9 protein-coding genes are annotated in these 12,730 nt (G+C 61.2%); 8 read left to right on the forward strand and 1 reads right to left on the reverse strand.

The window, feature by feature from the left end:
• The first annotated feature begins 6 nt into the window (after positions 1-6).
• The 5 genes from EGT36_RS26225 (at position 7) to EGT36_RS26245 (ending at position 7,665) form a co-directional block, all read left to right on the forward strand.
• Positions 7-3,141, forward strand: a complete 3,135-nt coding sequence (locus EGT36_RS26225; RefSeq protein ID WP_022562699.1) for a multidrug efflux RND transporter permease subunit — start codon at positions 7-9, stop codon at positions 3,139-3,141.
• Between the two features lie 100 nt (positions 3,142-3,241).
• On the forward strand, positions 3,242-3,865 hold the full coding sequence (locus tag EGT36_RS26230; protein WP_125271359.1) for a TetR family transcriptional regulator: 624 nt from the start codon (positions 3,242-3,244) through the stop codon (positions 3,863-3,865).
• A gap of 198 nt (positions 3,866-4,063) precedes the next feature.
• Positions 4,064-5,587, forward strand: a complete 1,524-nt coding sequence (locus EGT36_RS26235; RefSeq protein WP_125271360.1) for a sugar ABC transporter ATP-binding protein — start codon at positions 4,064-4,066, stop codon at positions 5,585-5,587.
• Positions 5,588-5,637: 50 nt separating this feature from the next.
• On the forward strand, positions 5,638-6,639 hold the full coding sequence (locus tag EGT36_RS26240) for an ABC transporter permease (protein WP_125271361.1): 1,002 nt from the start codon (positions 5,638-5,640) through the stop codon (positions 6,637-6,639).
• 72 nt (positions 6,640-6,711) lie between these two features.
• Entirely contained in the window at positions 6,712-7,665 is a 954-nt protein-coding gene (locus EGT36_RS26245; RefSeq protein WP_004445078.1) for a substrate-binding domain-containing protein, read from the forward strand.
• 240 nt (positions 7,666-7,905) lie between these two features.
• Here EGT36_RS26245 and EGT36_RS26250 read toward each other — a convergent pair whose 3' ends face one another.
• The gene (locus EGT36_RS26250; RefSeq protein WP_004445076.1) at positions 7,906-8,799 is read right to left on the reverse strand and encodes a LysR family transcriptional regulator; all 894 of its coding nucleotides are present in this window, start codon (positions 8,797-8,799) and stop codon (positions 7,906-7,908) included.
• Between the two features lie 537 nt (positions 8,800-9,336).
• On the opposite strand from EGT36_RS26250, the gene odc2 reads away from it, so the two are divergent.
• From odc2 to EGT36_RS26265, 3 genes are all read left to right on the forward strand, one after another.
• Positions 9,337-10,470 (forward strand): ornithine/lysine decarboxylase, encoded by a 1,134-nt coding sequence (gene odc2, locus EGT36_RS26255; RefSeq protein WP_004445074.1) that lies wholly within the window; start codon positions 9,337-9,339, stop codon positions 10,468-10,470.
• Between the two features lie 191 nt (positions 10,471-10,661).
• Positions 10,662-11,231, forward strand: a complete 570-nt coding sequence (locus EGT36_RS26260) for a GNAT family N-acetyltransferase (protein ID WP_006700372.1) — start codon at positions 10,662-10,664, stop codon at positions 11,229-11,231.
• A 202-nt stretch (positions 11,232-11,433) separates the two neighbouring features.
• Positions 11,434-12,675, forward strand: a complete 1,242-nt coding sequence (locus tag EGT36_RS26265; RefSeq protein WP_125271362.1) for an MFS transporter — start codon at positions 11,434-11,436, stop codon at positions 12,673-12,675.
• Positions 12,676-12,730: the final 55 nt, after the last annotated feature.

Raw genomic sequence — 12,730 nt, forward strand, 5'->3', positions numbered from 1 at the left:
GATTTCATGGCACGTTTTTTCATCGATCGGCCCATTTTTGCCTGGGTCGTCGCCATCTTCATCATGCTGGCGGGCCTGCTCGCCATTCCCATGCTGCCTATTGCGCAATATCCGAATGTGGCGCCGCCGCAGATTTCGGTCTCCACGACCTATCCCGGCGCTGCGCCGGAAGATATCTACCAGAGCGTCACGCGCCCGATCGAAGAGGAACTGAACGGTGTTCCCGGCCTGATCTATTTCGAGTCGACATCGGAGGCTTCCGGCCGCATTTCGATCAACGTCACGTTTGAACCAGGCACCAATATCGGTGAGGCGCAGGTCGAAGTTCAAAACCGCATCGCACGCGTGGAGCCACGCCTGCCGCAGGCAGTGACGCAGCAGGGCCTGCGCGTGGAACAGGCAGGCACTTCGTTTCTGATGATGGTGGCGCTCACCTCCGTCGACGGCAATACCGATGCCATCGGTCTCGGCGATTATCTCAGCCGCAACGTGCTCGGCGAATTGCGCCGCGTTCCCGGCGTCGGCAGCGCGCAGCTCTTTGCCACCCAGCGCTCCATGCGCATCTGGATGGATCCGGACAAGATGCTGGGCCTCAGCCTGACGTCGAGCGACGTCATCGGCGCCATCCAGGCGCAGAACTCGCAGGTCGCCGCCGGCCGCATCGGTGCATCGCCAAACCCGATTGGCCAGCAGATTTCCGCGACCGTCAACGTGCAGGGTCAGCTCACCTCGCCGGAAGAGTTCGGCTCCATCGTGCTGCGCGCCAACCCGGATGGTTCTTCCGTCAGGCTGCGCGATGTCGCGCGTGTGGAGGTGGGCGGCGAAAGCTATAACTTCTCGAGCCGCCTGAACGGCAAGCCGAGTGCCGCCATCGGCGTGCAGCTGTCGCCGACCGGCAATGCGCTGCAGACATCGGAGGGCGTACGCGCCACGATGGAGGAGCTGTCGCGCTATTTCCCGCAGGGCATAGAGTATGAAATTCCCTATGATACCAGCCCCTTCGTCAAGATTTCGATCGAGAAGGTCATTCACACGCTGATCGAGGCCATCATCCTCGTCTTCGTGGTGATGTTCGTGTTTCTCCAGAACATCCGCTACACCATCATTCCGACATTGGTGGTGCCCGTGGCGCTGCTCGGCACCTGCGCAATCATGTATGTCTCGGGTTTCTCGATCAACGTTCTGACCATGTTCGCCATGGTTCTCGCCATCGGCATTCTGGTGGATGACGCGATCGTCGTCGTTGAGAATGTCGAGCGCATCATGGCGGAAGAGCATCTGTCGCCGAAGGAGGCGACCCGCAAGGCAATGGGCCAGATTTCCGGCGCGATCATCGGCATCACGCTGGTGCTGACGGCCGTGTTCGTGCCCATGGCCTTCTTCCCCGGCGCCGTCGGCATCATCTACCAGCAGTTCAGCCTGACCATGGTGGTGTCGATCCTGTTCTCCGGCTTCCTGGCCCTGTCGCTGACGCCGGCGCTGTGCGCTTCTTTCCTGAAGCCCATCAAGGCCGGGCATCATGAAAAGAAGGGCTTCTTCGGCTGGTTCAACCGCAACTTCGACAAGGCGTCGCACAAATATTCGTCTTCGGTCGGCGGCATCATCAAGCGCTCCGGCCGCTTCATGGTGATCTATGCGGCGCTGCTGGCCGGTCTCGGCTGGGCCTATATGCAATTGCCGAGCTCGTTCCTGCCGAACGAAGACCAGGGCTACCTGATCGTGGACATCCAGGCGCCTGCGGAAGCCAGCAGCGACCGCACCCTGCAGTCCATCCAGCAGATCGAAAAGATCTTCCTGGAAGAGCCGGCGGTTGAACGCGTCATCGCCGTGTCGGGCTTCTCCTTCTCCGGTTCCGGCCAGAATGCCGGCCTCGCCTTCGCGACGCTGAAGGACTGGAGCGAACGTGGACCGGAGGATTCTGCAGCGGCCATCTCAGCCCGGATCAATGGCAAGCTCTGGGGCCTGCCGGACGCAATGTCCTTTGCGCTGTCGCCGCCGCCCATTCAGGGTCTCGGCAACTCCAGCGGCTTTACCTTCCGCCTGCAGGACAGGTCCGGAGCGGGCCAGACGGCACTGAGCGCCGCCGGCGCGCAGCTGATGGCCGCGGCGCGGCAGAGCCCCATCCTTGCCGGCCTTCGCATCGAAGGCATGCCGGATGCGGCGCAGGTCAATCTCGTCATCGACCGCGAGAAGGCAAACACATTCGGCGTGACTTTCAGCGATATCAACGCAACCATCTCGGCCAATATGGGTTCGTCCTACGTCAACGACTTCCCCAATGCCGGCCGTATGCAGCGCGTGACGGTGCAGGCCGAACAGGGCCAGCGCATGAAGACCGAGGATCTTCTGAACCTCAACGTCCGCAACGCCAATGGCGGCATGGTGCCGATCAGCTCTTTCGCCTCGGTGGAATGGGTGCGCGGTCCTTCTCAGGTGGTCGGTTATAACGGCTATCCGGCGATCCGTATCGGTGGCCAGGCGGCGCCGGGCTACTCCTCCGGTGATGCCATTGCCGAAATGGAACGTCTGGCGCGCGAATTGCCCGGCGGTTTCGGTTTCGAATGGACCGGCCAGTCACTGCAGGAAATCCAGTCGGGTTCGCAGGCACCGGCGCTCATCGGTCTCAGCGTGCTGTTCGTCTTCCTGCTGCTCGCAGCGCTTTACGAAAGCTGGTCAATTCCGCTCTCCGTCATGCTGGTGGTGCCGCTCGGGGTCATCGGCTCGGTGGCGGCGGTGATGCTGCGCGGCATGCCGAACGATGTCTACTTCCTCGTCGGCCTCGTCGCCATCATCGGCCTTTCCGCGAAAAATGCGATCCTCATCATCGAATTCGCCAAGGATTTGCGGGCAGAGGGCAAATCCACCTATGATGCGACGGTGGAGGCGGCGCATCTGCGCTTCAGGCCGATCCTGATGACGTCGCTCGCCTTCTCGCTCGGCGTGCTGCCCATGGCGATCGCCTCCGGTGCGAGCGCCGCGAGCCAGAATGCCATCGGTACCGGTGTTCTCGGCGGCATGATCTCGGCGACGATCCTCGCGATCTTCTTCGTTCCCGTGTTCTTTGTTTTCGTCATGAAGATTTTCGGGGATCGGAAGAAGGAGAACGAGATTGCTGCTGACGCCGTTTCACCGGCGGAATAACATCGAGGGAAAGCCGGGATACCGTCATGTCATGACGCCCCGGTGTTGAGGAAAGGCACGGTGCGGAAGCGCCGTGCCGGCAGTGGAAGGAGATAACGGAATGCGCCGTACCAAGGCCGAGGCAGAAGAGACGCGTCAGGCGATCCTTGCCGCTGCCGAGCGGGTGTTCTTCAAGAAGGGCGTTGCCAACAGCTCGCTTGACGAGGTGGCGGCCGCGGCCGGGGTCACACGCGGGGCGATATACTGGCATTTTTCCAGCAAGACCGATCTCTTCATCGGCCTTTACCAATCGGTGGCTCTGCCGGAATCCGACCTGCTCGATTTCGGCGATCCCGACCTCAAGGGTGCGGCGCTGCTCTCCAGGATAGAAGAAGCGGCCTGCAAATGGCTGGCGCTCCTGGCGGGCGACGAACAGCGCCAGCGCATCATGACGATCAGTCTTCGTACCAATTATTCCGATGAGTTCGCGCCCGTTCTTCATGCTCAGGAGGAGCTGGATCGATACCACAAGGAGCGGCTGGAGGCGGCTTTCGAGCGGGCGCAGGCGGAAGGCGCGTTTAACGACAACTGGACCGCGGAATCCGCGCTTGGAGCGCTTTACTGGCTTTTGAAGGGCATGTGCTCCGACTGGGTGCTGTTCGGCAAACGATTCGATCTGGCCAGCGACGGCGCCGAAGCGGTACATCGCCTCATGAAAGGCTTCCAGCGTTCCCCTGCAGAGTGAGGCGTTTTGCGGGCTCCTCGTCCACCGGACGACCCTCACATTTCAGTGTATTCTAACACACAAGCGAAATTTGCTTTACGTACCTCAAAACCAACGCTAGCTTCTTCTCCGAGCTTTGGGAGGAGTTCGCTCATGGTCACTTCAAGGACAATCGAAGGGCAGGAGCCGCCCGTTCGCACCGGATGTCGGTGAGGGCGCATGGCTATTGCTGAGGTTACTGCGGAACCGGCACTTGTCCGGACGGTCGGGTTATCGAAATCTTTCGGACCGGTTCAGGTTCTGAAGGACATAGAGATAGACGTGCGGGCCGGTGAGGTGCATGCCATCATCGGTGAGAACGGCGCCGGCAAGTCGACGCTCATGAAACTGCTGGCGGGCAATGAAAAGCCCTCGGGCGGTGAGATCCGTGTCGACGGCGACCCTGTCACGCTGAGCGGGCCGGTGGATGCCGAACATCGCGGCATTGTGCTCGTCCATCAGGAAATATTGCTCGCGCCTGATCTGACGGTGGCGCAGAACATCTACCTTGGCCGCGAACTGCGCAAGGGCCCGGTGGTGGACGATCGTGCCATGCGCGACGGCGCCCGCAGGGCGATCACCGAACTGGGCGGCGCTATAGACCCCGACGCCATCGTCGGCAGCCTGTCTATCGCCCAGCGGCAGTTGGTACAGATCGCGCGCGTGCTGCTCGTGCCGCATCGGCTGGTCATTTTTGACGAACCGACGGCCAGCCTGACGCCTATCGAAACCGAGGCGCTGCTTAACGTCATCCGCGATATTCGCGCGAAAGGCGTGGCCGTGCTCTATATCTCGCACCGCCTGCCGGAAGTGAAGGAAATCGCCGACCGCGTGACCGTGCTGCGCGACGGCCGGCTGGTCGCCTCTCACCCGGCCTCGGAGCTGGAGCCGGCCGATATGGCGCGGCTGATGGTGGGGCGCGATGTGGCGAAACTCTATCCCGACCGGAACGCCGGCGGCGAGCGCGAGCCTGTTCTTGAGGTGGAGCATTTCAACGTTCCCGGTTATGCGCAGGATGCCGGTTTCAGCCTGCGCAAAGGTGAAATCCTCGGTTTTGCCGGGCTGGTGGGGGCGGGCCGGACGGAGCTGATGGAGGGTGTGCTGGGCCTGCGGACCGGGCGTGGGACGGTGCGTCACCTTGGCCGGACGGTGCACTTCGCCAAGGCGGAGGACAGTCTCAGGGCCGGCATCGTTTACCTCAGCGAAGACCGTAAGGGGAAGGGGCTGTTGCTCACCAAGGATCTGCGGGTCAATCTCACGCTTGCGTCGCTGAAAAAATTCAGCCGTCTGTTCCAGATCGACACCGGCCGGGAAACGGCCGCGCTTGATGCTGCAGTGCGCGACTTCGACATTCGCACAGGACGCAAGGACTTGCTGGCGGGCCAGCTTTCCGGCGGCAACCAGCAGAAGCTGCTGCTGGCCAAGATGATGTTGCTCGACCCGTCCATCGTCATCATCGACGAGCCGACCCGCGGCATCGATATCGGCACCAAGGAGCAGATTTACCGCTTTATCGCCGGGCTTGCGGATGAGGGACGGTCGATCATCGTGGTTTCCTCGGAAATGCTGGAGCTGATCGGCATCTGCGACCGCATTCTGGTGATGCGTTCGGGCAGGATTGTCGGTGAGGTGACGGGGGAGCGCATGACTGAAAACGACATCGTGGCGCTGGCGACGGGTGTTCACACGCAGGAACCCGCCTGAGCGCCCGCTTTCCGGGAAACATGGCCTGACAAAAGAAACTGAGGGGAAATATGACTGAGGCCGCATTTGATAACGGCAAAACGCCGAAGACCTCGAAGGACTGGGACCTGCGCGCCGTCGCGCCTTTCGTGGCGCTGGCACTGCTGCTGGTTCTCGGCACCATCGCCAATCCCAATTTCATCGGCATCTACAATCTGTTGAATGTCATCACCCGCAGCGCCTTCATCGCCATCATCGCGCTGGGCGCAACCTATGTCATCACGTCGGGCGGGCTGGACCTGTCGGTGGGCGCCATGGTTGCTTTCGTGGCCAGCCTGATGATCCTGTTCATGAACAGCGGCGCGATAGCGAGCCCGTTGCTTATGCTTCTTGCGGCAATGGCGCTCGCGCTCGCCATCGGCGCGGCCTGCGGGCTGGTAAACGGGCTCATCACCACCATCGGCCGCATCGAACCCTTCATCGCCACACTCGGCACCATGGGTATCTATCGCGGGCTGACGACCTGGCTGTCGCAGGGCGGCGCGATCACGCTGCGCAACCCGGAAATCCAGACGCTTTATCGCCCGGTCTATTTCGGCAATGTTCTGGGCGTGCCGGTGCCGGTCATCGTCATCTTCGTCACGGCTGCGATAGCCGCCTTCGTGCTTTACCGTACCCGCTACGGGCGGCATCTGACGGCGGTGGGCTCCAGTGAGGATGTTGCGCGTTATTCCGGCATTTCGGTCGCCCGGGTTCGCACCATCGCCTATGTGGTACAGGGGCTCTGCGTCGCCGTTGCGGTGCTGCTTTACGTTCCGCGCCTCGCGTCTACTTCGGCAACGACAGGCATGTTGTGGGAGCTGCAGGCGATTACGGCCGTCGTCGTCGGCGGTACGGCGCTGCGCGGCGGGGTAGGGCGCATCTGGGGCACGATCTGCGGCGCCTTCATTCTGGAGATCGTCGGCAACATCATGATCCTGTCGAACTTCGTCAGCGAATATCTGATCGGCGCCATACAGGGGGCCATCATCATCATCGCCATGCTGGTGCAGCGCTCGCTCAGCCGCAGGTAAGGTATCACGCCGCGCCATGTGGGGCAGGCGCGGTTGGAGGAGGAACGCCCCGGTCTTGGGAGGAAAGAGACTATGCGTAATAAATTCATCGGCGTGGCCTTTGCCGCGCTGGCAACGGTGCTGGCGGGTTCGGCCCACGCGCAGGACAAAAAGGTCACGATCGGCGTGTCCATTCCGGCGGCCGACCATGGCTGGACGGCGGGCGTGGTCTACCATGCCGAACGTGTGGCGAAGCTTCTGATGAAGGAGCATCCGGGTCTCAACGTCATCGTCAAGACATCGCCGGACGCCGCAAACCAGGCCAATGCGCTGCAGGATCTGGCCGTGCAGGGGCTCGACGCGCTGGTCGTCCTGCCGTCCGATCCCGATCCGCTTGTCAACGCCATCAAGGAGATCAAGGACAAGGGCACCTTCGTCGCGCTCGTCGACCGCGCGCCGAGTGTCAACGACAATTCGATCCGCGATCTCTATGTGGCCGGCAACAACCCGGCGCTCGGCCAGGTGGCCGGCGAATACATCAAGAAGACGACGCCGGATGCCGAAGTCGTGGTCATTCGCGGCCTGCCGATCCCGATCGACCAGCAGCGCCAGGATGGCTTCGACAAGGGTATCGCCGGCTCGAATGTCAAGGTTCTCGACCGCCAGTACGGCAACTGGAACCGCGACGACGCCTTCCGTGTGATGCAGGACTATCTGACCAAGTACAAGAAGATCGACGTGGTCTGGTGTCAGGATGACGATATGGCGATTGGCGTGCTGGAAGCCATCCAGCAGGCCAAACGCACCGATATCCAGTATATCGTCGCGGGCGCCGGGTCCAAGGACATGATCAAGAAGGTCATGGACGGCGACAAGCTTGTGCCGGTCGACGTGCTCTATCCGCCGGCGATGGTGGCGACCGCCATGCAGCTGACGGCCGGGCATTTCTACGATCAGGTGCCGGTCGCGGGTGAGTACATCCTCGATGCGACGCTGATCACCAAGGACAATGCCGAGCAGTTCTACTTCCCGGATTCGCCGTTCTGACGAGCTGGCTTCTGCCATGCGACGTCCGCTGCAAGGCGGGCGTCGATGCTGCTAAAAGTTTTGCCTAGGTTTGGATTTGGCGAGACGGCTGCATCCCCACTCCGTCACCCCGGACTTGATCCGGGGTCCAGGGCGATCAAGTCCTTGATCGCGGGAGAGTCCTTTCACGGCGCAGACGCGCCGTGGCTGGATGCCGGATCAAGTCCGGCATGACGGAAGGACGCTCGGCGAATGCCGCCTTCACCCGTTCTTCCTGAACCACGCCGAGAGATAATCCACGAAGCTGCGCACCTTGGCGGGCAGGTAGCGGCGATGCGGATAAACCGCATAAATGCCGCGGTCCTTGGAAATATAATCGTCGAACAGCGTCACCAGTTCTCCGGACTGGATATAGGGCCGGGCGATAAAGTCAGGCACCATGGCGATGCCGAGGCCGGCACGGGCGGCGCGCAGGGTCGCCTGTGGGCTGTTGACCTCGATGGGTCCGCTGATGGCGACCGAATTTGAGCCGCCATCCGGCTCCAGATACCGCACCGTATTATGAAAACGCGTATTGGTGTCGATGATGAAGGGAACGCGGGAGAAATCCTGCGGACCATCGAGCGGTCCGTGTTGCGCGACGAAATCCGCCGTCGCCACCGCATAGACCCGGAAATCGGAAAGCTTGCGGGCGATCAGGCCCGAATCCTCCAGCCGGGTGATCCGGATCGCGAGATCGAAGCCTTCTTCGATCAGGTCGACGAATCGGTCTTCCGCGACGATCTCGAGCGACAGTTCCGGATTTTCCTTGGCGAAGTCGATGAGGCTCTGGCCGACCTCCGCGTCGATGAAAGTGCGTGGAACGGAGATCCGCAGTTTTCCTTTCAGATCGGCATTCTTTTCCCGAACAAGGTCGGCGAGATTGTCGATCTCCTTCAGAATGTCGGATGCTGTGCGGTAATAGGTGTGCCCGGCTTCCGTCAGCGAAAACTGCCGCGTGGTTCGGTTTAAGAGAAGCGCTCCGAGATCGTCCTCCAGTTCCCGCACATATTTGGACAGAAGCGCCTTGGAGCGCCCGGTCTTGCGCGCCGCAGCGGAAAACCCCTCCGCTTCGACAACATCGATAAAGGCGCGGATGCGCGTGAGCGTGTCCATGAAAACCCTCCAGTTTGTTCCATATAATTGAACGCTGCATCCTGACTGTTCAACCTTAAAATCGCTGCTGAAAAATTCCGCTATATGGTGAAAAAATCCTCTTGATTATGACGGCGAATATTCTTATCTCCCGTGCTGCCCAAAGTCGCACGTGCCCATGTGTGTCCGCCGATTCCTCGATGTGGTGAGGATTTAGGTAAGGTACCTGGAACTAACCCCTCCAGTCGCTATTCCGGCCAACCGGAAAATGCGAGGACATACGAAGCAACGACGGTGCGGGCCTTTCTGGTTCTCTGCCGGCTCTCCATCAGCCGGGGTACTAAAGAGGCACACCATCATTGCCTGAAGTGCGGTCGGGTCATTCCCTCCAATCCATGGCAGACAAAGCCGAATGATGCTCTGGCAGGGCGTCGTTCACATTCGCGCCTTGAGCGTATGCTATCGATTCTGCGCCTCCACCGGCTGATTCGAATGCATATCTCGAGCGTCCTTTGTCCTCCGGATTTTTCCGGAGCCGGTTTAACAGGGAATACATCGATGACGACTGCACGCATTCTCGACTTCATCAAGACCCGACGTCCCGAAGGCCCTTGCCTCGTGGTTGATCTCGACGTCGTGCGCGACAATTTCAACGCGTTCCGGCACTCCCTGCCGAACAGCGCGATCTATTATGCCGTGAAGGCAAACCCGGCTCCCGAAATCCTGAAGCTGCTTGCTTCGCTCGGCTCCAACTTCGATTGCGCCTCCGTGGCTGAAATCCAGATGGCGCTCGATGCGGGTGCGACTTCCGACCGTATCTCCTTCGGCAACACCATCAAGAAGGAACGCGATGTTGCGCGCGCCCATGCGCTCGGCATCGATCTCTTCGCCGTGGACAGCCATGAGGAAGTTGAGAAGGTTGCCCGTGCAGCTCCCGGCGCGCGCGTGTTCTGCCGCGTTCTGACGGATGGCGAAGGTGCGGAATGGCCGCTGTCGCGCAAGTTCGGCTGCGTACCGCAGATGGCTGTCGACGTTCTGGTTTACGCCCATCAGCTCGGTCTTGAGTCCTACGGCGTATCCTTCCATGTCGGTTCGCAGATGATGAACCTTGACGCATGGGATGCGGCACTGGCCGATGCCAAGCGCGTTTTCGCTTCGCTTGCCAAACAGGGCATCCACCTGCAGATGGTCAATATGGGCGGCGGTTTCCCGACAAAGTACCTGCGCGACGTTCCGGCTGCCGAAGAGTACGGCCAGGCCATCGACACGGCGCTGCGCAAGCACTTCGGCAACCAGATCCCGAAGACCATCATCGAACCGGGCCGCGGCATGGTAGGCAATGCCGGTGTCATCAAGGCGGAAGTCGTTCTCGTGTCGCGCAAGTCCGACAATGACAACCACCGCTGGGTGTTCCTCGACATCGGCAAGTTCGGCGGTCTCGCCGAGACGATGGATGAGGCGATCCGTTACCCGATCCGCACCGAGCGCGATCAGGACGAGATGGAGCCCTGCGTTCTAGCCGGCCCTACCTGCGACAGTGCCGACGTGCTGTATGAAAAGAACATGTATCCGCTGCCGGTCTCGCTGACCATCGGCGATGAAGTTCTGATCGAAGGCACGGGCGCTTACACGACCACCTATTCGGCGGTCGCGTTCAACGGTTTCGAGCCGCTGAAGGCCTACGTCATCTGATCCGAGCGCCGTCCGCTGAAAGGGCGGCGTCTCGACCAAGCTTCCGTTCTGGCCCTGCCGATTGTGCTGTTGCGCAAATCCCTGCTTGCTGCACCTCTTCCAGCCGAGGAAAGCGTGTCGGCGGGCCGGAACGGCTCCACCAATTTTCATCAAGGGCCGCGTGTGGGCGGTTGTGTGACGGGAGGCCAAGGATGGCCGCTCTTTTGAATTCGGTACGGGCATTTTTCACACCGCAGACATTTCATGTCGATCAGGAAAATCCGGGCGATGTCGTTGCCCGTGAGAACCTGCTGGACCGCGCCATGGGCGCCGGACGCCGCCGCAAGTCTTCCGAAAAGCTGCGCGCCGGCCGCGTTCCCGCCGAAGGCCTGGCGCTCGTCGCCCGCGATGAGGACGGCCATGTCATCGGCACGGTGCGCCTGTGGAACGTCGAAGCCGGTATCTCCCGCGAAGGCCGCGCCGTCGAAGCGCTGCTGCTCGGCCCGCTTGCCGTCGATGCCGCCCATGAGGGCAAGGGCATCGGCTCGGCGCTGATGCGCGCCGCCATTACCGAGGCCACCAGGCGGGGCCATGGCGCCATTCTTCTGGTTGGCGACGCACCCTATTACGAGCGTTTCGGCTTTTTCGCCGACAAGGCCCAGCATCTCATCATGCCCGGCCCGTTTGAGCGTAGCCGTTTCCTGGCGCTGGAGCTGAAAGCTGGCTGGCTTGAAGGCGCTGCCGGCCTGCTGGTGGCAAGCGGCCGCAGGCTCTCTGCCTGACACCGTCAACCGTTGATTTCGTGCTCCGGCCGGGTGGCCGGGGCCGATCCAGCGAAATTGTATTGCTGCAAAATATTCTTTCATGCGAGGCTGCGGAATCGGATGCGATACCGGTTCGGCGGCGATAGGTCGCAATAGCCTCTTTGGCCATTGTGACAGTTTATGACTGCTCCGGCGTGATTTCAGCGGCAGGGGATCAGGCATGCAGGCAGCTCTACTCCGAACCAATCGTGATTACCGCCTGTTATTCTCCGCCAGCGCCGTATCCAATCTTGCCGATGGTATTTCGATGGTGGCGATACCATGGCTCGGCACGTTGCTGACCAGCGATCCGCTGCTGATATCCATGATCGCGGTGGCGCAACGGTTGCCATGGCTGCTTTTTGCGCTGCCGGTGGGGGTTTGGACCGATCGAAGCGACCGGCGTTTGCTGATGGTGCGGGCAGACATGGTACGGCTGGCGCTGATGATATGCGCAGTCGCCATGATCTCCGCCACTGCAAACCTGCCATTACCGATGCAATCGGGTTCGACGGCGATTTTTTCGCTCGCGGTAATAGCGTTCCTGTTCGGCTGCGCCGAGGTCGTTCGGGACAATGCGGCGCAGACGATCCTGCCTTCGCTTGTCGCGCCGGGTGATCTTGAACATGCCAATGGCCAGATGTGGAGCGCCGAACAGGTGACCGGCCAGTTCATCGGCCCGCCGCTGGCCGGCCTGTTGATCGCGGCGGGCATTGCCATTCCCTTCGGCCTTGATGCCGGCTTTTACGCGGTCTCGGCGGTGTTGATCTGGCTCATCGTGCTGCCGCCACGCAAACCCTCCGGTCCGGCTTCATTCTGGCCGGCATTGCAGGAAGGCCTTGGCTGGATGTGGCGCAACCCCATGGTGCTGCGGCTCGCTATCATGCTGGGCGCAATCAACGCCGTATTTGTCGGGGGAATGACAGTCCTCGTTCTCTATGCGCAGGAGGTGCTCAATCTCTCCGCGGCCGCCTATGGCGTACTGTTGACCTGTGGCGCAGCTGGCGGCGTTCTTGGCGGGCTGGTCTCACCCTGGCTTGCCCGGCGGTTGGGGGCGAGGGCAAGCCTCTTTCTGGCGCTTTGCACATTTGCACTGTTCAATCTGGTGCTTGGCCTGTCGGCGTCCTTGCCGCTGGTGGCGGCCGGCCTGTTTTTCGAGGCCGCAGCCGGCATGTTGTGGAATGTGGTCACCGTCAGCTACAGGCAGAGGCTCATTCCAGATGAGCTTCTTGGACGCGTCAATTCCGTCTATCGGTTTTTCGGTTGGAGCGCCATGTCGTTCGGCGCCTTTGCCGCCGGGATAATGGTCAGTTTGGCCGAACCGGAGATCGGCCGCACCGCGGCGCTGCATATGCCTTATCTGGTTGGCGCCTCTGTCTGTGCGGTTCTTGCCGCCTATGGCTTCTTCCGACTGCGCTTCTGAACCCTGCCGCATGCCGATCTCCGGCCGTTTTGTCGCATCTTTGCGTTCCATGCCC

The sequence above is a fragment of the Agrobacterium sp. FDAARGOS_525 genome (assembly GCF_003938925.1).
GTDB classification, from domain to species: domain Bacteria; phylum Pseudomonadota; class Alphaproteobacteria; order Rhizobiales; family Rhizobiaceae; genus Agrobacterium; species Agrobacterium pusense.

Coding starts and splice junctions, on each gene's coding strand:
- EGT36_RS26265 (WP_125271362.1), top strand. CDS start 11,434: ATGCAGGCAGCTCTACTCCGAACCAATCGTGATTACCGCCTGTTATTC.
- EGT36_RS26235 (WP_125271360.1), top strand. CDS start 4,064: ATGGCTATTGCTGAGGTTACTGCGGAACCGGCACTTGTCCGGACGGTC.
- EGT36_RS26230 (WP_125271359.1), top strand. CDS start 3,242: ATGCGCCGTACCAAGGCCGAGGCAGAAGAGACGCGTCAGGCGATCCTT.
- EGT36_RS26245 (WP_004445078.1), top strand. CDS start 6,712: ATGCGTAATAAATTCATCGGCGTGGCCTTTGCCGCGCTGGCAACGGTG.
- odc2 (WP_004445074.1), top strand. CDS start 9,337: ATGACGACTGCACGCATTCTCGACTTCATCAAGACCCGACGTCCCGAA.
- EGT36_RS26225 (WP_022562699.1), top strand. CDS start 7: ATGGCACGTTTTTTCATCGATCGGCCCATTTTTGCCTGGGTCGTCGCC.
- EGT36_RS26260 (WP_006700372.1), top strand. CDS start 10,662: ATGGCCGCTCTTTTGAATTCGGTACGGGCATTTTTCACACCGCAGACA.
- EGT36_RS26250 (WP_004445076.1), bottom strand. CDS start 8,799: ATGGACACGCTCACGCGCATCCGCGCCTTTATCGATGTTGTCGAAGCG.
- EGT36_RS26240 (WP_125271361.1), top strand. CDS start 5,638: ATGACTGAGGCCGCATTTGATAACGGCAAAACGCCGAAGACCTCGAAG.